General features: G+C 37.6%; 15 protein-coding genes. 4 read left to right on the top strand and 11 right to left on the bottom strand.

Annotated elements, in window-relative coordinates:
* Nucleotides 1-25: 25 nt before the first annotated feature.
* The 5 genes from MR062_RS10320 to MR062_RS10300 all read right to left on the bottom strand — a co-directional run bounded on the left by MR062_RS10320 (nt 26) and on the right by MR062_RS10300 (nt 10,982).
* A complete protein-coding gene (locus MR062_RS10320; protein WP_242204081.1) occupies nt 26-1,930 on the bottom strand; it encodes a glycoside hydrolase family protein in 1,905 nt (634 codons plus the stop codon).
* A gap of 78 nt (nt 1,931-2,008) precedes the next feature.
* Nucleotides 2,009-4,183: a beta-xylosidase gene (locus tag MR062_RS10315; RefSeq protein ID WP_242204079.1), complete on the bottom strand. Its 2,175-nt coding sequence runs from the start codon at nt 4,181-4,183 to the stop codon at nt 2,009-2,011.
* Between the two features lie 199 nt (nt 4,184-4,382).
* On the bottom strand, nt 4,383-5,972 hold the full coding sequence (locus MR062_RS10310; RefSeq protein ID WP_242204078.1) for a RagB/SusD family nutrient uptake outer membrane protein: 1,590 nt from the start codon (nt 5,970-5,972) through the stop codon (nt 4,383-4,385).
* Nucleotides 5,973-5,990: 18 nt separating this feature from the next.
* Nucleotides 5,991-9,038, bottom strand: coding sequence for a SusC/RagA family TonB-linked outer membrane protein (locus MR062_RS10305; RefSeq protein WP_242204077.1), 3,048 nt, complete (start codon nt 9,036-9,038; stop codon nt 5,991-5,993).
* Between the two features lie 219 nt (nt 9,039-9,257).
* A complete protein-coding gene (locus tag MR062_RS10300; protein ID WP_242204076.1) occupies nt 9,258-10,982 on the bottom strand; it encodes a sulfatase family protein in 1,725 nt (574 codons plus the stop codon).
* 257 nt (nt 10,983-11,239) lie between these two features.
* On the opposite strand from MR062_RS10300, the gene MR062_RS10295 reads away from it, so the two are divergent.
* On the top strand, nt 11,240-12,505 hold the full coding sequence (locus MR062_RS10295) for a hypothetical protein (RefSeq protein WP_242204075.1): 1,266 nt from the start codon (nt 11,240-11,242) through the stop codon (nt 12,503-12,505).
* A 66-nt stretch (nt 12,506-12,571) separates the two neighbouring features.
* Nucleotides 12,572-13,435: a hypothetical protein gene (locus MR062_RS10290; RefSeq protein ID WP_242204074.1), complete on the top strand. Its 864-nt coding sequence runs from the start codon at nt 12,572-12,574 to the stop codon at nt 13,433-13,435.
* Nucleotides 13,436-13,836: 401 nt separating this feature from the next.
* On the opposite strand, the gene MR062_RS10285 is transcribed toward MR062_RS10290, so the two are convergent.
* The 4 genes from MR062_RS10285 to MR062_RS10270 all read right to left on the bottom strand — a co-directional run bounded on the left by MR062_RS10285 (nt 13,837) and on the right by MR062_RS10270 (nt 21,392).
* The gene (locus MR062_RS10285; RefSeq protein WP_242204073.1) at nt 13,837-16,146 is read right to left on the bottom strand and encodes a glycoside hydrolase family 78 protein; all 2,310 of its coding nucleotides are present in this window, start codon (nt 16,144-16,146) and stop codon (nt 13,837-13,839) included.
* A gap of 388 nt (nt 16,147-16,534) precedes the next feature.
* On the bottom strand, nt 16,535-16,903 hold the full coding sequence (locus MR062_RS10280) for a VOC family protein (RefSeq protein WP_242204072.1): 369 nt from the start codon (nt 16,901-16,903) through the stop codon (nt 16,535-16,537).
* 36 nt (nt 16,904-16,939) lie between these two features.
* Nucleotides 16,940-18,547, bottom strand: a complete 1,608-nt coding sequence (locus MR062_RS10275; protein ID WP_242204071.1) for a sulfatase — start codon at nt 18,545-18,547, stop codon at nt 16,940-16,942.
* Nucleotides 18,540-21,392 (bottom strand): alpha-L-rhamnosidase, encoded by a 2,853-nt coding sequence (locus tag MR062_RS10270; RefSeq protein ID WP_242204070.1) that lies wholly within the window; start codon nt 21,390-21,392, stop codon nt 18,540-18,542. The genes MR062_RS10275 and MR062_RS10270 overlap by 8 nt, the downstream gene beginning before the upstream one ends.
* 258 nt (nt 21,393-21,650) lie before the next feature.
* Here MR062_RS10270 and MR062_RS10265 point away from each other — a divergent pair, with 258 nt between their 5' ends.
* Both MR062_RS10265 and MR062_RS10260 read left to right on the top strand, forming a co-directional pair.
* Nucleotides 21,651-22,043, top strand: coding sequence for a hypothetical protein (locus MR062_RS10265; protein ID WP_242204069.1), 393 nt, complete (start codon nt 21,651-21,653; stop codon nt 22,041-22,043).
* 209 nt (nt 22,044-22,252) lie between these two features.
* Nucleotides 22,253-22,414, top strand: coding sequence for a hypothetical protein (locus tag MR062_RS10260; RefSeq protein WP_242204068.1), 162 nt, complete (start codon nt 22,253-22,255; stop codon nt 22,412-22,414).
* Between the two features lie 186 nt (nt 22,415-22,600).
* On the opposite strand, the gene rhaT is transcribed toward MR062_RS10260, so the two are convergent.
* Nucleotides 22,601-23,653: an L-rhamnose/proton symporter RhaT gene (rhaT, locus tag MR062_RS10255; protein ID WP_242204067.1), complete on the bottom strand. Its 1,053-nt coding sequence runs from the start codon at nt 23,651-23,653 to the stop codon at nt 22,601-22,603.
* 117 nt (nt 23,654-23,770) lie between these two features.
* Entirely contained in the window at nt 23,771-25,183 is a 1,413-nt protein-coding gene (locus MR062_RS10250) for an L-fucose/L-arabinose isomerase family protein (protein WP_242204066.1), read from the bottom strand.
* Between the last annotated feature and the right edge of the window lie 8 nt (nt 25,184-25,191).

The following is a 25,191-nucleotide window of genomic DNA, read 5'->3' as shown; positions in this document are numbered from 1 at the left end:
TGCGCCAAGAAGTGCTATAATGCTATCAATTTTTATTCAATTCCTTTTCCCGCAGCTCCAGTTCTTTCAGTATGGCCAAGCCAAAAAAACCTGTTGAATAGGCACATGTGGCATCATAGTAAAAGCGGTACCCGACCATTGAGGCATTGGTTCTTCCTACAATACTACCAATAGCTTCTGGATCAGGCCCTAGATATTGATTTTCAAGACACCATATAAGTGCTTTTCGTGCCGACTGTAAATACTTGGAGTTATTGGTGGTTTCATAAAGCCTGTACATTAGTAGGCTCCACAAAGGCGTTCCTTTATCTGTTGGAATGGCTGTTCTAGGGTCTTCACGCGAATCGAACACAAAATTCCATGAGCCATCAGGATTTTGATTATCCACTAACTGGTTCCCTATTTTTAGGGCATAATCTAAATAAATGCTATCGGGAAACATTTCGTTCATTGCCAACATACCTTCCATAGTCCAACCGGTACCACGCGTCATTTTTAGAGGAGGTACAGCTTTATTTTTTTCTAATGACCAGCTTCTGTTCCATAAACCATTGTCATTTTGAAATTTACGCATATGCTTATCCATGTAACGTTTTGAGACTTCTTTAAAACTTTCGTCACCAGTAATTCTATAAAAAACGCTGTGCCCTTCCGGATCCCAGCCTGTTTCATCCAGAATGTTCTTATGGAACTCATTAATATCATACAAATAGTTATGAGGTAAAATTTCATGTCTTTCTATTAACTTCCCCTTTTCGGTATTCCAAAAATTGGCTGCCTCTAAATAAGCGCTGTTCCCGGTTGTTTCAAATAAAGGTGCCAAAGCCCATTTAAACATAATTCCAGAGTCTGATGTGCCTACCCATTTTTCATATCCATTGGGCGACCTGAGCCAAATTACCAAAAATGATCCCCGCGATGGGTGGTTTTCTTCTCGAACCTGATACTTCAAATAAAGCTTACCTACTTCATCCATCCGTTGAATTAGCTCTTGAGTGTCATACTTACTGGCTATTTCTGGTACTTTTATGGCATCTAAAACCATTTTCACTATTGGAGAACCACCCCACAACCAGTAAGATGAACGATGAAGTCGTGCGTCTAAATCGTAAAAGGTAAAAAAGGAACCGTAGGTAGGGCTATCCGGATTTAAATTCTGTCGTCTTAAACCATTGTCTATTACCGCTTCCAAAGAGGTTATCAAACGTTTTTTCGACAAGCCTTCACCCCGTAGCTGTTCAAGTTCATAATGTTTCCATTCTGTATTTTCAGGTGAAATAGTTTTCCTTGCGAACTCATATTGCCCATCTTTTCCATCAATAAATATACTTACACTACCACTCCAATCTTCAGAAATCAACTCTATTTCATGCCTGAATTCCTTCAATAATACCGGATAGGTTTTTCTCAAATAAAAGTTCTCAACTTCAATTTGCTTTGAACTTACCCTCAAAGAGTTTTCCCAATGCTCCAACCTTCCCGATGGAAAAATAATTTGTTTTTTAAGTTTATGTGTATCATCATAATAAGGACCACCAAATGTATAAGTACCCGTTGGATTACCTTTAAAAACACATACGCCTTCCATTCCCTGCTCTGGTCTTATGTCGACAACAGGAAACCAAGTTTCATGGTCTGTCTTATTATATAATTTCTTGCGTATTAAACTATCTGGATCAATCTGTGAAACGGTGGAAAACCTACTCATAGGTTTATTTCGTGAACTTTCAATACGAAGTTCAAATTGCCTTACATTGTCTGGTAACATCGCTTCAACCAAAAGGGTTTTGTCTTGTATTTTTAATTTCAAAGTTGGTTTTTCCGTAACCTGTGCAGATAAAAAACCAAAATGCAATGTTAAAACCAAAATCATCAAGAGTTTAGCTACTGAAATCTTATTATTAAGATTAGTTTTTTCGGTACGTTTCATTGAAATAAATTTTTATTTAGTCAATAACAATAAAGAAGCATAAAAACATTTTACGTTAACAGAAAACAATTTAAAGTACTACTCCACCAATAGAGAAACTTTCTGTAAATCTTTCTCTAAGGAGGATGTTCCCACAGAAATGGTAAATGTTCCAGGTTCAACTACCTTGGTCATTTCTTGGTTCAAAACATTCAATTCATCAAAACCTAAATCAAAGCTAACCGTTTTGGTTTCACCTGGCTTTAGGGAAATACGCTCAAAGCCTTTCAATAGCTTTAAATATCTCCCAACCGAAGCATAATCATCACGCACATACATTTGAATAACTTCATCACCTTCCCTATCACCAGTATTAGTAACCTCAACTGAAACGGTTGTGCTACTGTCTGTACTAATACTATCACTTTGAAGCTTTGGCTCAGATATTTCAAAAGAGGTGTAACTTAATCCATATCCAAATGGAAATAATGGTGATTTATCACTAAATCGATACTTTCCTTTTCCAGATCCAATAAAGTCTGGACGTTCCAAATAAGTAACAGGTACCTGCCCTACGGATCGTGGAAAAGACATGGTTAGTTTCCCTCCAGGGTTTACATCACCAAAAAGTACATTGGCAACAGCATCACCAGCTCTCATGCCGCCATACCACGTTTCAAGTACAGACGGTATATTTTCAGCAATGTAGTTTATACTCAATGGGCGACCATTAATTAACACCACAATAACAGGCTTTCCTGTTTTATGAATAGCCTCTACCAATTCTTTTTGGACACCATACAAATCAAGATCAGAACGATCGCCGCCTTCACCGCAGGTTCTGTGAGAGCTACCCACAACTAAAACAACAGCATCTGACTTTTTAGCAGCAGCAATAGCCTCGGAAAATCCGTCTTTTGAAAAACTATCAATATCACAACCTTTAGCGTAGTTTATTTTAACATTTCCACCTACTTTTTTCTTTAATCCATCTAAAACTGAAACATAATATGGTGGCAACCCTGAATATCCACCCAATAGTTCATAGGTTCCCTTCTTTGGTCTTTCTTCGTGGGCATTAGGACCAATAACAGCTAATGATTTTATTTTTGATACATCCAGAGGTAAGAGATTATTATCATTTTTTAACATGATAATAGATTTTTCTGCAATTTCCAATGCAAACTCTCGATGTTCTTCAGTGCCAGCTTCTACAGTTTCCGTATCAATTTCTTTTGGTTCAATATCAAATAACCCTAATTTATATTTTGCGGTTAAATTACGTGATACGGCTTTGTCTATATATTTCATCAATGAAGGATCCTGCATTACTGTATCCTTCAAAACATTAGCATGATAAGTTGCCAGGTCAACGTTTTTTCCAATTACCAAGTCCATGTCAACACCCGCTTTTAAACCTAATATAGCCGCTTCAGTTCTGGTTTCAGAAATAAAATGCATAGTTTCTATTCTCCCTACATCATTATTATCAGAAACAATAAAACCATCAAAATCGAGCTCATCTCTTAAGATATCCTTTAACAACCAGGTGTTCATATGACAAGGTACACCATTAAAGTCTTGATGCCCCGGCATAACACAGCCTACTCCTGCTTCCTGTACTGCAGCCTCAAACGGTGGAAGGTAAACTTCACGCAAACGACGTTCGGACATATCGCTGAATCCACCATTTATACCACGGCGGTTTTCTGGGTATCCCACAAAATGTTTGGCGGTTGCTATAACATGATTTTCATCAAATTGCTCATCTCCCGTACCTTGTAAACCTTCAATAAATGCAACACCCATTCGCGAAACCAAATAAGGATCTTCACCATAGGATTCTTCAACACGACCATAGCGGGCATCTCCTGCATAGACATCTAAATTAGGTGAGTAACAATGTGTCACACCTAATACCCGTGCCTCTATGGCTGTTTGAGATGCCATTTTTTTAATTAGGTCAGGTTCCCAAGTAGAAGCACAGGCTACCGCTTGCGGATAAACTGTTGTGTTACCATAATAATCAAGAACTAGCCATAATCCATGTAATGCTTCTCCGTATTTCATAACAGGAATACCCAATCGCTCATTAGCTGGCGCATCTTGTGTCATTTCAGCTATTTTTTCATCTAGGTTCATCTGACTTACCAATGCCTCAACTTTCTGAGCAATCTCTAAATCTTCTTGATTTTTTAAATCCGGATTAGTCTGTTCTGTTTTACAAGCAATTAAAGTAATTGCAATAAGACTGATAGAGAGTATTTTCTTCATAAATTTTAGGATCATCAAAACTGTTAAATAGTAAAAGTTGAATTATAGATTAAAAATAACAAGGGCTACTGGGTTATGCGTCCTGCACTGTGCCGTAGAGTTTAGATATATAAAGTATTTTATTTAATCAAAAAGACCGAAGGATCATGTACTCCGGTCTTTACAAACTAAACAATTCAAAAAATCAAATTACTTGTTATTAATTACTTCTGTACCCATTATTGGTTGGGTCATACTCCAGCAATGCAGGATTATTAATAAGTTCCTGTAATGGAATTGGCAATTTCACATGCCATGGTCTAATATTGGCGGCCGGATTCCAGAAACGATATTCCAAATTTTGAACTACATCTAACAAGATGCCCCATCTAATTAAGTCATATCTTCTCCAAGCTTCACCTGCCAACTCCCATTTACGCTCATCATAAATAGCTTCTCTAAATTGTTGTTGGCTTAAACCTACTAATTCCCACTCAGCTTGCGTGGCATACGCACGCTGTCTTATTGGATGAATATATTGGTATGCATTGGCAGGACCATTCAATTCGTTTTCACATTCTGCAGCCATTAAATAAATATCTGCCAAACGAAATACCATTCTGTTATCAGAGTGATTGAAACGAGGCGATGTTTCTAGTGATAAATTCATGAATTTTGGCATGTAAGTGTGATTTAATTGAATGCCTTCATAAGTATCGGAAACGTTTAATGGCCGTCTTAAGTCATTCACAGGAAATTTTTCAGCAAAGTCCTTTGATGCAATTTGTAAACCGGTACCATTAAAAGCTTCTCCATTAGCGGCTAAAGCAGCCTTTAAAGCATCAGTATCGGCCGTATTTGCAGGCTCATCCCTTAAACGCGGATTAAACATACTAGGTCTCCAGTTACCATTACCTGCAAAACTTGGCAATGAACCATCAGCTCTAAGCACTCCTTCTTCAAACTGTCCTCGAATATCTTTAGCAAAGTCTAAAGACCAAATAATTTCTGCATTATACTCGTTATTAGGATCGAATACCTCCGCATAAGTTGGCAATAATGCATGTGGTGATTGGTTAATAATTTCTAAACACTTATTTAATCCTTCTTGCCAATTTTTTTGCTGCATATGGATTTTTGCCTCTATTACAGCGGCTGCCCATTTTGAAGCCCTTCCAGCATCTTCTCCAATATAAGCATCTTTTAGATTTGCTTGGGCAAAAGCTAAATCATCTAAAATACCGGTTATTATAGTGGCCTCATCCGTTCTTCCCAAAGAACTTATCTCTTCAAGGGTAAGGTCCTCTGTATAATACGGTGCTGCCCCCCAAAGGTTGGTGATATGCCAATAACACAAAGCTCTTACAAATCTTGCATCGGCAATAAAATCCGTTCTGTTTTCTTGAGGTATTGCTTCATTATCAGCTATTCTAGAAATTAAGATATTTGTATTTAATATTACCCTATAAAAATCCTTCCAGGTATCAGAAACGCTCATTTTTTGAACAGATACATCAGCTATTGCTTCATTAAGTGAATAATTGCCAATGGGCTCTACAAAATTAGCCGAACGGTTTGGCTCAATAATATCCGCACCGTTATCATAAAAATGATCCAATCCAACTTGTCCGTAAATTGAATTATTTTTTAAAATGGCATAGTACCCATTTATAAATTGCTTAGCATCACTAGTTGTTGCTAAAAATGTCTCTGGAGAGATTAATGCTCTTGGTTCTTCTTCCAAAAATTCCTCACAAGCTAAACATGAGAAAATCATGAATACGTATAAAAATATATGTTTTGTTTTCATATCTATTCTTTATTTTTTTTAAAATGTTACGTTTAAGCCAAGGGTTATAACTCGAGGATTAGGGTAAGACCCATTATGATAACCTTGGGCAATATTTCCTAAACCGGTTCTTCCAAATCTACTGGCTTCGGGATCGATTAATCTAAAATCTGAGAACAATAATAAATTATTTCCTGAGAAATAGATTGTGGCATCTGATACCCCTTTTAACCCCCAGTCGTTAACCGGCACATTATATGCTAATCTTAAAGTCTTAAGACGAATATGCGACCCATCTTCAACATACTCAGAGTTTGGCGGTGTATTTGTCACAGAATCCTGCCCTGCCCTTGGAATATCTGAGTCTGGGTTATCCGGTGTCCATCGGTCCGCTATATCTCCATATTTAGTGGTTTCTCCACGGTTAAAATAATTATTACGCATTGTTAAGTTAAACACTTCATTACCTGTAGTACCTTGAAAATAGAATGATAAATCCCAATTTTTATAAGAAAACGTGTTCTCAATACCAAATATTAAATCCGGTGTGGGGTCTCCCAATATCACATAGTCTTCCGATGAAATTATGCCATCTCCATTAACATCTTCATACCTAGCTCCACCAACCACAGTAGGACTTGTAATTCCAGATGCATCAATTTCTGCCTGACTTTTCCATGTCCCCAAATATCTAGCACCTGTAAACACAGGTACTGGTTGCCCTACAATTAAACGAGTGTTACCAGATCCTAATATTTCATCTACCGTAACATCTATAAAATCTACGTCTCCTAAGTCTAATATCTTGTTATTATTAGACGACAAAGTTACCGTCGAATTCCAGCTAAAGTTCGAATTACTAATGTTCGTGGAATTAACCATCAACTCCCAACCTTGATTCTCTAACGATCCGATGTTTTGTAATTGACTTGTAAACCCAGTTTGTCTAGGGATAGTTACGTCCAATAATAAGTCTTCGGTTTTCTTGTAGTAATAATTTAACTCTGTAAACAACTTGCCTCCAAAAAGAGAAGCCTCCAATGCGATATCGTAAGAACTTGTTGTTTCCCATTTTAAATTGGGGTTTGCCGGTCTACCAATAGTTAAACCTGGCAACTCACTACCGCCTAAGGTAGTGTTTGCTTCTGTTAAAAGCCCTAGTGTTCTATACGCTCCAATAGCTTGATTTCCAGACCTACCCCAACTGGCTCTTAACTTTAAGTCTTGAAAAGTGCTTTGATTTTGCATAAACGGTTCTTCCGTTATTTTCCAAGCTCCTGCTATAGAAGGATAGAACTCATACTTATTACCTGGTGCAAAGCGGGAACTACCATCTGTTCTTCCCACTAAAGTTAAAAGGTATTTGTCTTTATAGGTATAGTTTAACCTTCCAAAAAAGGACGCTATTTGAAATCCTGTAAAATCACTACTTACAACTGATCTTGCTGGATCTGAAAAACCTAAATTATTAAACCCAGCTGCATCACTTGTAATACCAAAGGCTTCTGCCATTTCTATTTCTGTTGATACTTTCTGAAATGAAGCTCCTGCAAGTGCAACCAAGCTATGGTCTTCACTAAAATTTGAGGTATACTGAATGGTGTTCTCATTGTTCCATCCTGTACTGGCTACTGTTCTTATACTAGCTTCTCCCCCATCGCCTACATTTATGGCAAGAAAACCTGGCATTTGACTCGAGATAAATCTATTTTGTTTCACATTGTTAAATTCTGGACTAAATGTAGAACGGATTATCCAGTTTTCAGCAGGGCTATACTCTACATAAGCTGTAGCCAATAAGTTATTGGTAAACGTTTCATTAGTGTTTAACTCTATAGCCGCTAAAGGGTTATCAAAAGGCGCTCCAACAACATCATTAAACCCATTATAGGATCCATCATCATTATATATAGGCTGGGTTCTTAGGGTTCCAAAAGCGTTACCAAAGCCTACAACACCATTATCTTGATTAATTCTTGAATAATTTATCCTAAATCCAGCTTTTAATTTTTCACTTAAGGTATAGTCTAAATTGGATCTAAAAATAAACTTTTCAATACCTGAACTCTTTACAATACCTTCTTGATTAAAATAGCTTAAGGAATTATAATAGTTCAGATTGTCTGTTGCTCCAGAAATGGACACATCTGCACTATAAATAGGCGCTGTATTCATAATTAAATCATACCAATCATTATCAGGGTAGGTTGAAGGATCATTTGGGAATGGTTCTGCAGTGTTTCTAAAGCGAGCACTCTCATTGGTAAAGGCTATCTGTTCCTCCTGGGTAAGCATATGAGGTAATTCTGGAACCATCTGTGAACTGGTATAAAGGTTTACACTCACTTGCGGTTTCCCAGTCCCCACAGCTTTTCCATTCTTGGTAGTCACCAATACAACCCCATTTGCCCCTCTAGACCCATAAATGGCGATTGAAGAAGCATCTTTTAAGATCTCAATAGATTTGATGTCATTACTATTAATGTTATTCAGGTTAAAGTTTGTCCCTACTACAATACCATCAATAACCCAAAGTGGTTCATTACTTCCTGTAATAGAGTTTCCTCCTCTTACCCTTATAACGGTTCCTGCACCAGGCGCACCACTTACTTGTGTTACCTGCACACCCGCTGCTCTACCTTGTAAGGCTTGATCCACCCTGGATACAGGTGTTGCATTAATATCTTCGGCGCTTACCGAAGACACAGACCCTGTTAAATCAGACTTACGTTGCGTACCATAACCAATAACAACGACTTCGTCTAGTTTATTATCAGCCTCCAGCACTACATTAATCTCTGTTTGATCTCCAACAACCACTTCCTTTGTAGCATAACCAACATAGGAAAATACAAGTGTGCTTGAAGCTTCCGCATTGACCGTAAAATTCCCATCAAAATCGGTGCTTGTCCCCGTAGTCGTTCCCTTAACCAAAATAGTTGCCCCAGGTAGGGGTTGTCCATCTGCTGTTACCGTTCCTTTCACTGTTTGGGCAAAAGACATTGCCATGAATGAAAAAAACAAAATGGAAAACAACTTAATTCTTCTCAAATTAAATGTCTCATTTGATGTAGTTTTTAGTTTCATAAATTTTAAGTTAATTTGTTAATAGGCCTCTAAATTATTTGTTAAATAATGATAGTCCATCCTGCTCTAACATGCTATAAGTGTTAAATTCATAAAGTTGAAGGTAAAGATTTACAAATTACCATTAAATCTTTATATTGTTTTTATTTTTCTTTATAGAAAAACACACAAAAAAAAAGCTACTTCTAAATGTAGCCTTATAGTGAATTACATATAATTCTAAAATACTTTATTAATAACTTTACTGGGCTTGAATCCTAAACGGTGGGCCTGTACCAATAGCGTATCACCCTTTTTTAAATTAGTTAAAGGCTCTTTATAAATTGTCCACGATTTAGGAATTTCCCCGTCTTCATGTATTAGTTTAAACCCAATTGAGGCTCCTTCAGTTTTTACACTAAGGGCAATTTGTGAAGTATCATCAAATTGAATTTTGGGCGTTTCTGTATGCGGTTGCGCCCCCTTTCCTTTCCATAATTGATTGATTAGCTTTTTCTCAGGTAAATTTGGCTGGTCTCCAATACTTACTAACCATCGATCCATTTCAAACTTCAATTCATTGAGCATATAATCATACTCTGAATTTTCTGCAAGATTATTTAATTCATATGGATCATTGATACAATCAAATAATTCGTCTTTTGGCTTTCCGTCCCTAAACCACTGTTCTTGAATACTATCTAAACTCCCTTCTTCCCTTAACCTTAATAGTTCTTGCATAGTAGGAATACGCTCTCTATATTGTATAGGCAAATAGTACCCCTTTTCTGGCCTATAATTCCTTATATATTTAAACCGTTCACTTCTTACAGCCCTTATTGCATCGGTTTCAGCATCAAAACGATCTGCCGCAGCATGGATATATTTTCGCTTGTTCTTCACTTTATACTTACCTAAAAATGCTTGTCCTTGAAGGTATTTAGGTGGTTGCACATTAATAAACGACAATAAAGTGGGCGCAAAATCAACGAAGCTTATTAACCGGTTATCTTTTGTTCCTGCATTGACACCACTCGGAAACCTGATAATCAATGGTGTATTTAATCCAGAGTCGTATATAAGACGTTTTTCTCTAGGTAACGGCCCCCCATGGTCTCCATAAAAGAAGATAATGGTATTCTCAAGTAAACCATCGTCTTCCAATTGTTTTAAAACTTGTCCCACCTGTCTATCCATTTCAGCTATATTATTATAAAGCTTCCACATGTCACGCTGCACCACATTATTATCGGGAAGATAAGGCGGCACCTTAAACTTAATATCTTTCGACACATGCTTAGGTGTTTCTTCCTCACTCATCCTATCTCGCTTCCAAACAAAAGTTGTATCGCCTAAATGGTGGTATCTTGTTTCTATGTAACGGTGTCCATATGGCTCAAACAAACCGGATTCATGTGTTTCAGTAAAATTAAATACAGAAAAGAATGGCTGGTCTCCTTTACGGTTTCGCCAATGTGCATACGGACTGTTGTCATCCCAAGCGGTTACTGGCGCTTTGAACTGATAGTCTGTTTTATAATTATTGGTACAGTAATACCCATTGCTTCTCAGCAACTCACTTATCATTTTCACTTCGGGAGGTGGAACTGCTTCATATGCTGGCAAACCTGTTTTATCCATATATGAATTGGTTCGCATATGGTTAGCCCCTATACCGGAGGGATACATTCCTGTGGCGATAGCAGCCCTACTAGGAGCACAGACACCAGATGTTGAATACAAATGGGGATACACCACCCCTTCATTGGCCAACCGACTTAAGTTAGGGGTTTCGATGGTAGGGTCTCCAAAAGGAGGAATATAAGCCCCCATATCCTCTGTTACTAACCATAGTATATTTGGCCGTTCTAAATCCGTCTCGTTTTGAAAATGACCATCATGTTGATTAGCTATGCTTTTATTGGACTGACACCCCTGCAAAAACAAAGCTAAAAATATAGCCAAACCAAGTAAGCACTTTATTTTTACTATGCAAAAAAAGTAATTTGATGGTTTCATAATAATATATATGGTAATTAAAACTATTTTATCAAAATTAAAGCTTAATTGAAAAATTTAATCCTGTACTATCATGATTGCCACTAGAAAGAAAACAAGCCAATCTATTTTGTACGCATCTTTAGCATGGATAGCAGGACACAGCAGGTTAATATATTTCGCTTCTTATCATATATTTACTAAGTTTTAAACCTATTAAACTCATGAACAGCCCTATTTTTAAAATTAAAGTTGTTTTTTTACTAACACTATTATTCAGCTTTAGTGACCAAATTAGTGTTGCCCAAAGCACTGATTTACATCAACCCATAGTGAAATCAGGAACTGTATTTGAGGAAAAAAACGGACTTGTGACTGTGGAAGCCGAGTATTTCTACAAACAAAGTCATTCCAACATTAGACAATGGTACCGGACATCGAAGAACGAATTGGCCAAAGTAGGTAGAGACGATGACAACCAACATTGTTTTGGGGCTAGCAATAATGCGTATATCGAACTATTACCTGATGAACGGGTGACACACTCCGATAAGTTAGTAATTGGTGAAAACTTCACAGAAGAAGCTGGCAAAATGGCCGTGCTTCATTACAAAGTAAAATTTACTAACAAAGGGCGCTATTTTGTTTGGGCGAGAGCCTTTTGTTCTGGTAGCGAGGATAATGGCCTGCATGTTGGCTTAAACGGTAATTGGCCAGAACATGGGCGTCGTATGCAATGGTGTGATGGAAGAGGGCATTGGACTTGGGCCAGTAAACAAAGGACCAAAGAAGAACATTGTGGAATACCTCATGCCATTTTTTTAGAAATAGAAGAACCTGGCGAACATGATATCCAGTTTAGTATGCGGGAGGATGGTTTTGAATTTGATAAATTTATTTTAACGACAGATATTAACTATACCCCAATTGAAAAAGGCCCTAGAGTATTATTAGCAAAGGGCGAATTACCTAATACATTTCCTGAAGTCGAAGCCCATAAACATAAAAAATCATATTTCACTACTATCTCCAAGGCTTTTGACGAAAACAAACACATAGCTGCCCAGGAATTCCCTTCTGTCGGTACTAATTTTTACAAAAACGGGAAAAATTGGTTAGCTATCAATCCCAAAACGCATAAGAAGGCAATTACGAGTAAAACATTCGATTTTGATAGTGGAAAATACGATGTAGTGTTTGTAGGTGTTGGTGAAAACGACGGAAACTCAACTTTTACAATATTAGTTAATGATATTGTAATAGGTTCATATCAAACACCATTAACTGACAAGCTATTTGAAGAAGGGAAAAAATTTAATGGGCTTTGGGAAAATATTAAGCTTTATAAAGGTGACAAAATCACAGTTATTGCAAAGGGAGGTTCAGATGGGCATGAATGGACCCGTGCCCGCTGGGCAGGAATTATCTTTTCTCCTTTAGGAAAAGGTAAAGAAACACAGGATGCGCCTTCAACTTATTCCGCTAACTAAAAAAACATTATGGTTTGAAATTAACCAATAAACCAGGTACTATTCAGAAAATTTAACAACAACTATATGAATAAAATACTTTTATTACTAATCAATATATTGCTATATAACAGTATAGTTTATACCCAAAACATTAATCCACCAAAAGGACGTATCGCCATTGTTGCTGATGGTAATTCTCCTGATCCTGATGATTTGGGAGGCACCGCTGTTACCTTAGCCGTATTACGGGCAACCGGTCTAGAGAACAGACTTGTTCATTATTCCCATAGCTGCGATTTGGTAAGGGATGACCGAATCTCTAAAAATGCTGAAAAAGAACGCCATTATCTCATGCAAGTAGCTTGCGACATGACAGCTAGACGATGGGGCGGTTTTAGTAATTTAACTTTTTATGATGCCTTATGGCAAAGGGAAGAAACGATAAATGACCTATGCTGGGCAATTAACGCCTCCACGGCAGAAGACCCTTTATGGATTATTGAGGCAGGTGAACCAGACATTATTGGCATGGCCTTACAGAAGACGCCCAAAGCAAAGCACCAATATATTAAAGTGGTAACACATCACCCTGCCAATGATAATGCAGGAGATTTCTTTAATTGGCAACAAATTTTAGATTTTGGGGTTGAAGAGGTACGTATTCCGGATCAGAACATTAATTTAAAAGTCGATTTACCCCAATGGGACTGGGCTAAAAACCACCCTGACCCAAGAATTCAATTAATTTGGACTATTGGTAAATTTGCTGAAATAGACAATATTGTGAATTTCCAAAAGGGAAAATGGGATTGCTCCGATGCTGGCATGGTACTATATTGGGTTACAGGAGCCAATGTAAACCATGGTTTAGAAGCTGGCAGTTTGGAAGTTGTAAAGAAGCTTCTGGAAGATTATGTTATGCAGAATCCCGAACCCAAGAAAAAATAGTTCTTTAAACTATTCCCAGTAAATATCACTTAGCCTCTAGGTAGAGGCCCAACACCATAAGGCAACATACTATATAGAAAGTATTTACTAGAAGAATTTAAACAGAACAGATCAGGACGGTTATTTTTATACCATTTCTAACTTAAAATTACTCATTAAGACTTGCCCTTTTTCACCTAAACATCAAAAATAAATTTAACCGTAGCTTAGGCTATGCTTGCGTTTTCTTTTTCGCCTAGGCAAAAATTACTGCATTTTATCTGAGAAATTTCAAATAAGAATTGACATTAGGTGGGCAAGCACTACTTACCAAAAGGTTGAAAAACAGTAAAGCGTATTGAAAAATTTATATATTGAACCATTTACCACCTATGTTTGCGATGGTAAACGGTTCTTTTTCTTTAGGGCCCTACCTCTAAATCATCAAACATATTGCCATTGTAAGAACTTGCCATAATAACATATCCAGTTCTTGTCCTATCTGTTTCTTCTGCAACGGCCGTTCCATCAATAAATGCTTCCACTGTATTACCCTTAAATTTTAGTTTTATTTCATGCCAAATAGCACCATCAAAGTCATCTAGCTGACCTGTTGCCAGACTTCTTTTATCAAATACAAGTTCCCAATTTCCATTTTTTTCCAGCTTTAAACGATACCCTTTTAACATAGCTCCTTGTACACGACCACCAAATTCCACATGACCGCCCTCAATATACACATCGACTTTACAGGTGTAATCTAACCAGTTTATATCACCTACTAGCGTATTGGGCTTGATAAATGATTTTCGGTATACGCGCATCCAATCATAACCTTCTACTGGACAAATTTGCTTCAAACATTTGGTACCATCCTCTTTGAGTGCAATTTCAAAACTTCCTTTTTGGTCAGAATGGTATTTCGGTAAATCTCCTACTTCCCTATCCTCGTAGTCTTCTTTATATGGAAACGGGAACGGGGCGTCTTTGGGTATTTTATATTGCCCTTTTTGTTGGCCAGTAGTAGTGGTTAGTGAATATATACTCTTGGGATCCAGCTTTATGCTAAACTTCCCACGCTTTGGAATGATACTATCTTGTTGAACGAATTGCTCATTCTCATCTGATTTCCAAACATTAACAATTTCATCAGATAGCCCTTTCTTGATGTTTACCTCTAATAACTCAGCCTCTTCAGTACATATAATCATACTCCAATTATTACTGTTTTTCTCTTTTAAAGTCACGCAGCTCCCTTTATAAGTAGAAGCATCAAACAGACCGCAGGCCTCATCAAGATACTGCCAGTTATGCGGTGTCGCAAACTGTGTGGTATGTGCCGTAGCCCAAATGGTCGGCCAAACTTCGTAATAACCACTCCATGGACGATTGGCTTTCATAGCTCCGGCTTTATCCCAAATCACGGATTGATATATAGAACCAATTGGTGCCCAAATCAATGTTTTGGTAATTTTATCCCGTATATAGAATTTATTGTATAAACGAGCTAAATTCAATGCTCCTGCACCACCCCAATCTTTACCAGTCCAACTCCAATCTTCACTTGCCCATAACGGCTTGCCCGATTGTTTTGCTTTTTTGGTTGTAGGTCGTCCGCGACCATCTACCATGTCTTCGGTAAATTCACGACCAGTAACATAATGATAACCAACGGCTTCAACCACATTATTAAACTCAGGATCCATTTCTAAATCCTCAAAAATTTGCCAATCACCACTATTGTCATCCGGCCCCTGAATTTTTACTTTTTGGTATCCTTTGGCATCTAACATAGGGCGCATGTGGTTAACCAGCCAATCCCTGTCGGTGTAGTTTTCGTTTTCAGCTGCGGCTACCCAATCTATATCTAAATCCCAATCCCGTTTGGCTACATCAAGAAAGGATACGAAGTATTCTGCAGATTCCTTTGTGAAAATATTATGTTTCAGATAACCTGGGAAACTCCATGGGAGGTATTCCAAAATAATATCTCTATTCCGGTTTTTAGCCTCTTTCATGAACCAAAACTCATAGCCCCTAGAAACTGGATTCTTTAACTCATCCCGGGTTATGGCATGTGATGCTTCAGAACCACAAGTTGAGTTTTCCCCACCACCCATTTCAACTTTTAAATGTTGAAATGCAGCTCCAAACTTTGGTTTAAACAACAAATCAAGTATCTGACTTCTAACGGGGTCATTATAGTCATATAACAAATCTGTTGAAGCGCCTGCACTAACGCCACCAATACCTTCAAATACCCTACCCTTGTCCTTTGGGCAAAGCGAAATTTGCACAACACCTTTTTTTTGCTTCAAAACAGGTGGCTCGAATGATTGTAAAGGGTTTTTAATATCTCCCATTTCAAACCAAGCTGGCTCACTATGGGACACCCCTCTGTTATTGCCCCAAACCGTTACCTTCCAATATACACGTTGCCCTGGTTTTAAGGGCTCGCCTAAATACTTAAAAGGTCCAGTTTCAGAGGTACTTGTTGGCCCAGTGTCCCAAATGTCTGGATATTTAAGTTTTTCTATGCTGGTCGCCATACAAATACGGAACCCGCCTTGCATTGGACTCACATCATCCCCAACATAGGTCCAACTAAATTGTGGTTGAATGGTAGTTATTCCGGTAGGGTTGGTTTTCGATTCACATTTCAAATCCTTTACATCCAGAGCCTTTGCTACTGAACACATACAAAGAAACCCTAAAATTAATGTTCTTATCATCTTGTTTTTTGTTTTTGTTTAAATACTTCTCAATCTTTTAAACCAATGAAATTGGTCCATTATATACGCTTTGAATATAGCTCATTAATAGTGATTACAATAGTTCATATAAATTCTGGTCCCGATATGATAGGTTTCCCACTCTAAAATAAATTCGAATTCTTTTTTGCTTTTTCCTTGATCCATAGCCCCAAAAATCCTAAGCCCATTAAGCAATGGCAATATTGCTCATGACAGCCCTGTAAGTCATCCTCAAAAATTAATACTTCTGGAAGTGACACGGCGAAATAATCCATTTCGAATGATTCTTGTAATTGTTTTTCAAGGCTTTTTTTACCAAGACCATTGGCATCATCTCCCCTAAGGATTCCAGAAAGTCTCCAAAGGGTTAAAAAACTTTTTCAATCAACTCAATACGGTTATCCCAGAGATCATAAAACGAAAACCTTATAATTCCTGATATTTCTACATCCTCCGTAACTTTAACACCTTTATTTATGAGATATGACTTAACCTCGCTTATATTTTCAACTTCATAAGCAGGATGTCTTTTTGATTTCCCCTTCAGGTTTTCAGTTCCTATATGCAAGTGAATATTGGCCATTTCCAACCAGAATCCTCCCATATGACTTAAAGATTCAGGTCTCTTTATTTCTTTTAATCCTAAAATATCACAATAGAATTCACGGCCTTTATCTTCTTCCCCTATTGGAATACATATTTGAACGTGGTTAATTTTTTTAAAGTTTATTTTCATCTTATCTTAATCATAAAATTAATTGAATAAGCTTGCTTAATCAACAATTGCCTGACTTCCCCACCAGTCTTCATTTGGTTTAAAATCTGGAGACAGTACTTCCTGTCGCTGCTTTTCTAAATTTGGAAATTTTTGATTTATAATGTTCTGCAAATACTTTTTGCGCTTATTAGCATCAAATTCGCTATCTGTAGTTGTGTAATTAGCATTTACCTCTTTTAGCCACGTCATTAGTTCAATGCTTAAATTTTTGGCAGTCTCTGTATGTTGGGAAATAACATTTTGATTGTCCTTTTCTTCGGAAGGTAGCCTAAACAATTCTTCTCTTCCATCTTCCCAATAATGAATTAATTTCCAACCATCTTTTTGAATAATTGAAGAAGGCTCACCACCTTGATTACCATAATGTGGATAATGCCAAAATAATGGTCTGTTAGAATCAAAACCTTCACCTTCTAATAATGGCTTCAAACTCATACCATCTAAATGTTGATTAGTTTTTAAAGGTAGATTTGCCAAATCCAACAAAGTAGGATACAAATCGGTGCTTATTACCGGCACTTCTGTAGATTTTATATTTTTTAACCAAGGCACTTTAATAAAAAACGGTTCTTTTATACCGCCTTCCCATTGGTAACCCTTACCTCCTCTTAGCGGTAAATTACTAGTAGCGTAGTTATCCCCAGAGGCTACACCCCCGTTATCTGAGGTAAATACCACAATCGTATTATCATCTACCCCATTATCTTTTAATGCTTTTAAAACTATACCAACGGCATCATCCATAGTTTCTACCAAACCACCATAAACAGGATTGTCTTGAACCCTTCTTATAGGTAACACACGCTCCATTTTGTAACCTGAATCTGCAACCCCCATACTATCAGCTTTATTTCTGTACTTTACCCATTTTTCTTGAGTGGTTTGCACAGGCGCATGGACAGCGTAAAACGACAAAAATGCAAAAAAAGTCGAGTCTTTATGTTTGGCTATAAAATCTGCGGTTTCATTCGCTAAGCGTAATGTTAAATTTTCTCCCTTTTCCTTGTTTTGAAGCTTAGGATTGTTCCACGGTGAAAAGAAACCTCCCCTTGGAGAGCCTGCATCAATACCCGCAATATTAATATCAAAGCCATGATCTTCCGGATACGCCCCCTTATCGCCTAAATGCCATTTCCCAGCAAAAAAGGTCTTGTAACCTTGCTCCTTAAACGCTTCGGCAATAGTAATATCGTCCTTTGGCAATTGCATAACATAATTTGCTGGCAATAGTTTATCATGTCTGTTTCTTGCTCGCCAGTCCTCTCCTGCTTTTGCACCAATCCAATCTGTAATGCCATGGCGCGCCGTAAACTTACCTGTCATAATACTTGCTCTAGATGGGCTACAAACCCTACTTGCCGCATAACCATTGGTAAACATCACACCTTCGGCTGCCAATTTATCTACATTTGGCGTTTCATAAAATGTACTGCCAGTTACACTTAAATCATGATAGCCCAAATCATCTACCAAAATGAATAGGATATTGGGCTTTTTACAAACAGTCTCTATTCCATTTGATTTACAAGCTATTAATAACGATAAAAAAACCGGAAGCAATACTATTGAAATCTTGCTTTTAAAATAACTACTCTTACTCATTTTTTTTATACGATATTTGGTATGTTCCTGAACCTAAAATCACATCTAAACCATCCTTAGTAGCACCATAATTATTTTGAAACACCTCCCATGCCTCTCCATTAATTATAAGTGATTCCAATTCTTCTGATGTTAAAAAAATTCTTGCTCTGGTGTTAAAAGGCACCTCTAATTTCATTGACAAAACACCTTCATTCTTAGTCCAACTATTTTTAATATCTCCATATGGTGATGGAATGGATACTTTGGTATCACCAACTTGTCTAGGAAACTCTGGATTAACCCTAAACTCTTTGTAACCTGTTTTCTTATTAGAAGATTTGATACCTCCTAATGACTCGTAAAAATAGGCAGCAAAACCAGAATGCATGGGGTGATTTAATGAATTGGTTGGCCCTTCCATTCCTTCCCAAACAAATTGACGCTCTGGCCATGTGGTAAAGCCTGAATTCATAACATAGGTTTGACTTGGAAAATTAGGCGTTGTTAAAATATCGTAGGCCAAATCAGCCTTTCCATAGTTAGACAAAACGGTATAAATATATCTGTTGCCATGGATTCCTGTTGAGTGATGCCCCCCTTTAACCTCTACAATATCATATACCAATCCGTTCACTACATTATCAACCTCTTTATCTGGTACTATACCAAACTGTAAAGCCTGCACCGTAGCTGTTTGACTTTGATACCACTTGTGTTTTGTTTCTGGGATTTCAACTAAGAATTCTTTATTGAAGGCTAATTTTAAGGCTTCTTTTTCTTCTATCATTTGAGCTTCGTAACCCTTATCTCCATTCATTTTTGCGAAGGTTTCCATGATACCTAGCACATCATAGAAATAGGCATTGGCGGAAATAATGGGGTCGCATTCCATAGCACTGGGATTGAGCCTTCTATCCCAGCGTGGTGGGCACCAATCTCCCATCCCATCTTGCATAATACCATTGTCTCCTTTAAAATTTAAGTAAAAGTTGGTCAAATCTTTCATATCTTTGTAATACTCCTTAACAATGGCATCGTCTCCGTAAAATTTATAATTATACCACGGTAAATAGATGGTTGCCACACCCCAATCTATTTTAGCATAAGTTGATGTGCGTTTACCCGGGGCAATCATGGTTGGTACTTGAAACTTAATTTCTGGATTGTTGTACCCTTTGGTGGGTCGCATTTGGGTACGGATGTCCTCAATATATTTTTTATAAAAATCGTACATATCGTAATTATATAAAGCATACTCACAAAAAGCATGTGCATCACCTAACCAACCACATTTTTCACGGTGAGGACAATCTTCCGGAATACCGTGAACATTATCTACAATGGTCCATTTACTGATACTGTGCATTTTATTTAGCAATTCATCCGAAGAACTAAAACTTCCCGTTTCCTGAATATCAGTAGCTACTAAGACTGCCTTAATCATATTAGCATCGGGTTTAGAGGACACACCTTTAATTTTGGCATATTTAAATCCATGGTAACTAAACTTAGGTTCCCAAGACTCCAACTCATTTCCTTTACAGATGTATTGATATATTTGAGGCATCCCATTAGCTCCTCCACCTGTAGAACCTGGAAAAATATCGCTTCCATCAGTAAGTAAGGCTTCCGTAGTAATTATTTCAATAAGCTGGCCTTCTTTTTCTTTTACATTCAACTTTACCCAACCGGCTATGTTTTGTCCAAAATCTACAATCCATTCACCATCTGTACCTTTAAAAACCTTTTGGGGCTCCAGCTCTCTTAATTTTTTTATGGGTGGTACTTGTTGTGCACTTATCTTTTTGATCTTTGGTGACGTTTCTTTAGCGCCCCCCCAACTTTTATCATTGTAACCTGCGGTTGCCCAATCCCCGAGTTCGTACCGCGCATCATAGGTATCACCACCATAAATGTTATTGAACACTATAGGCCCTGTTGCTTCTTTCCATGTGCCATCCGTATAAAAATCAGATTGGCTTCCATCGGCATATTTAAGTTTAACCAAACAACGCACCGTTGGTGGACCATAAGCCAAATCTCTTTCAGATTCCGGATCATTTTTCCATGAAATATTTTGTCCGTAGAAGCCATTTCCTAAAATAATTCCGAAAATGTTTTTACCTGGTTTCAAATCCTCTGTCACATCGTAATTTACATAATAGGCTTGCTTATCATAGTTTGATGGTGCCGGGTCTAACACATGTTCGCCTACTTTTTCTCCGTTCAAATACAATTCATAATAACCTAAGCCACAAATGTAAACTTGGGCATTCTCAATTTCTTTATCGACATTAAGTTCTTTTCTAAAATAACTTGCAGGAAAACCAGCTACAGGTACAGGTTTATCCATTTTTCCAGTTTTATAATCTCTAAAACGATATGGAGATGTTCTGGTATCATTATTTAAAGTAATCCATTTTGAACCTCCCCAATTGGATTCACTCATCAAACCCATTTCAAACTTTTGTACGTCTGACCAATTTGAAGTCGCACCATTTTCATCCCAAATCCTTACTTTCCAATAATAGGTTTGTAAGGCTTGTAATGGTTTACCATTATACTTAACGTGAGCAGATGCATTACTGTTAATTTCTTTGGAATCCCAAATATCCGCCTCATTATCATTCAGCTTATCTGACGTAGATGCTACCAAAATATGGTACGCTGATTGTGATTTATTAAATCCTTCTGCATGTATTACCCAGGAAAACAAAGGTTGTTGGTTTTCAACAGTCATTGGGCTCACACTTGAATTGACCAAAAGCTTCCTAAAATGAAGTGTGCTACTTTCTTCATTCTTTTGTTCACATGACAAACAAAGCGCTAATAATAGGAACAGGTAAAGCTGTTTTTTTATCATTTTAAAAATTTACTTCAACATTTTAATAGCCGAAAATTACATTAATTGTAAAGGTTCTGTATCCTGCACTCTCATGCTTTATTTGAGAAATAGTAAGCACAGCAGGATACTCATAAAAGGCAATCAACCTACTTTGCAAAGAATAAGATTCCATATAGGCCAATTAAGTTTTTAATGGAATTCAAGTTAAGAATGTTTGGTATAACTGCATTCATTTTAATGTTAAGTCTTATTTTTTCGTGTTCCAGTGAAACGAAAATGGATAAAACAATTGATAGCGACCCCATATCATTAGAAAACCCAGCACCCTATCAAGATTGTGATAACAACTCTGATTATCCAAATTTAGTCCCTGGTTCGCCACAATCCTGTGATGACGTTTCCAACCCTAATAACAAAAGTACTTTAAACTGCAGAACAGCCCCTAAAGTTGGTGGTTACAGTAATACCTCTGGAAATTGGGGCAGTTACAATATTACTGGTGGTACAGTAAGATATAATGGTCCCAAAACCAGAGTGGAACGTTTCTTTAGAACTATTTCACATGACGTGAACCAAAAGACCATACTTACAGGCTCCTTAAGAATTCGTGATTTAAGTGATGGTAATACATGTATCATCCAGTCGCATGCCGGAGGAGATACTTTATAGGGTGAAGAAGCAGCCAGCACGAATAGAAGTGCTCAATTTTTAGTTTATGCTAAAAAAGCAGACGGCAATAAGATTAAGTTAGAACCCCATGTCACTGTGAACCCATATACAACAGATACTGGGGGCACTAGGGTGTACAAGATTTTGAAATACTTAATTACAACGAAGAATACAATTTTGTTTATGAAACTGGGTACAACACCAATGGTGTGACCTTTTCAAAAGTAAAAATTGGCAATACCGAAAAATATATTACTCACAACCATACAACAGAACGCATTTATACCAGATATGGAGCCTATGGCACCTGTGATACTGGAGATTTAACAGCGAATGTGGCTTTAAAGATGTTAATTCATATTAGGGAATAACGTATACCAAATCGATTATAAAATGCAACGTACAGCATTAAGTTTATTTTTCGCTTATGTGAGACGGAAAATCAAAGCATAGCATTTGCTACGGTTTTATTTTCAACGGAATTAAAAGAAAAAGAAATTAATTATTAGTGGTATTTCATGGTTGATCTGGAATTAAACTAAGACCGCGATATACAACTATAAGGAGTTACCAACACCTACAAGCAGTACAGAGAGTAGAATTACGGCAATACCAGCCGTAATGGTCCACTTGGTTTTCTTAGCAACACCATGCCACTCTTTGCGGTAAATACCCCAGAAATTAGCTGTTAAAATAATGGTAGACATATGTAGTATCCAAGAACTAGCGCCACTACCAAGTTTACTTTCCCCCATACCGTAAAAAAAGAATTGTAAAAACCATATCGTTCCAGCCAATGCCGAAAAAAGGATATTATTACGTATCGGTGTGTTCTTATTAGTAAAATCTGTGTAAGACTTATATTTAATGCTCAATATGGTTGTCCAAAACAAGTTGGTCACCAATCCGCCCCAAAGAATGACCACAAAAGTTACATTGTTAGCATACAAATGGTCATAGCCTGCTACAATAGCGGCATCTGCCAAAGGCTTACCTGCTTCAATTCCGAAGCTAAAAAAAGCACTTAGGATTCCTGAAAGTGTAGCCACAACCAATCCTTTTACCAAGTTAAATTCGCTAACTGTTTTCTTTTTCTCTTCCTCAGAAAGTTCGCCTTCTTTCATCATGCCTGCCTTCCCCGAAATAACAATACCCAATAAGCAAACCATAACGCCTAACAAAACTATTCTTCCTCCTGAAGAAGCAAACATTTCGGAAAACGATGTTTTACCTTCCTCTGGATAAAAGTTATAGTACACCGATGGAACCAAAGCTCCAAAAGCAGCGCAAAAACCTAGAACCACAGAATTACCTAAAGACATTCCTAAATAACGAACCCCAAGCCCATAAGATAGACCGCCAACACCCCAGAGTAAACCCATTAAAAAAGTAAACCATACAATAGAACTGGATCCGGCTAAAATAATATCCAAAAACCCAGGAACAGTTAAATAGGCAGCTAATGGTGGTACAATTAACCATGACATTAAACCACCAACTATCCAATAACTTTCCCACGCCCATCCGTTTACTTTGTTGTATGGCATGTAAAAACTACCTGCTGCTACACCACCTAACGAATGGAACAGTACCCCTAATATTGCTTGCATATTTTTATCTTACGAAATATATTGATTTACTTTTAAGCACATTTTTATTTTTAAGAAATTTGTTCCGTTTTCCATACCAATGTCCTCCCATTATTTTATTTTAAGCACAAGAATTCATTAACAAATCCTAATTACTTTCATACTTAGCAACTTACCCAATTTTTCAATCTTATTGGCTATATGCCCCACGCCAATAGCACAGTGGTGAGACGGCCCCTGTTTAGACCATTCGTTCATAAAGGCTCTTGCGCCAATTGAAAATCGGTAACGGCTATTGGTATTGCCTATATGCAACACCGGCCCTTCAACAGATTCGCCTTCGGCTACCAATAAGAACACATCGTCTTTACCCTCTACGACTGACAATAAGGTTACCGGACCATGCTTTACGGTCATTTGTATGGACAATCCTTTTCCTGGTTTTCCATGATACACTGGCAACGGCACCAATTGTACCCTGCCTTCGGCGATTTCAAAATGTGCTGGACCATCATGTCCCAACATGACGATGTCATCGTTAAAATCCATGGCATAAAACTCAGAGAAGGATCCCCCTACACCAAAGGCATCCATAATCTTCATGGCTTGGGCGTTTTTCACTTCGTACTCACCGGCTACTGGAACATTCTTCCCTGTTAACAAGGTGTTTCCTGCTATAACCGAGGTAACTATATTTTCATATTCATTGGCCGTTTCTCCTTCATAGTAATAGGCCATTGAGCCCAGATTATGATTTTCAACAAGCTTATCCAGGGCCATAGAGGTTTTAGCAGCACGTACCAATTCTCCATGTTCACAAGCGTCAATGACATCGAAAGTACTTCGGAATTCAGCAATTTTTTCTTCTATCTCAACCTCGGTCACAGCATCGCGGTATTTTTTGACCTCACACATTTCTAAAATCTCGATATGCGTCCCGAAAGCAACCGATTGTTTGGTTAAATCGGCATAAACATCAAGCATTCCACAATAATAATTCCCCAAAATCCCCAAACGATTATTAGTCATAACTTTGACAACCCTGGCTGCATCGATCCAATCCTGAATATCATCCCATACTTCTTGTTCGTCCAAATAACCGGTAACAAACTCATAACCTATCCCCGAACGATTAAAGACATTGGCCAACTCTGGTACCGCACAAGCCTGACAATGGGCCAACCATTCACCTGTCATGATACCTCTATCTCCCAACTTATTAAATCTCTCATAATCTATGGCCGCTACGGGCTGCAAGTTTAAAATAATAGTTGGACATTTTAATTTTTGTACCACAGGTAAAACGGTGGATGATAGTGCATAAGTAGACACATATAAAAACAATACATCAATATCCTCTGTCTTTAGCACATTTGCTTTTTCCCTTGCTACTTCTGGAGTATCTACCAAACCTACATTGACTACTTCGGCACCAAAGCCTTCTATCTTTTCGGCTATTTGTTGCTGATAGCCTTCCAAACGTTCTAATAAACCTTCAAACTGTGGCCAATAGGTATCTAATCCTATACCGAACAATCCAACTTTTACCATATCTCTCT

The organism is Aestuariivivens insulae (assembly GCF_022662195.1).
Taxonomy (GTDB): Bacteria; Bacteroidota; Bacteroidia; order Flavobacteriales; family Flavobacteriaceae; genus Aestuariivivens; species Aestuariivivens insulae.
Note: the sequence above shows the minus strand (reverse complement) of the source record. Positions and strands in the feature narration are given on the sequence as shown.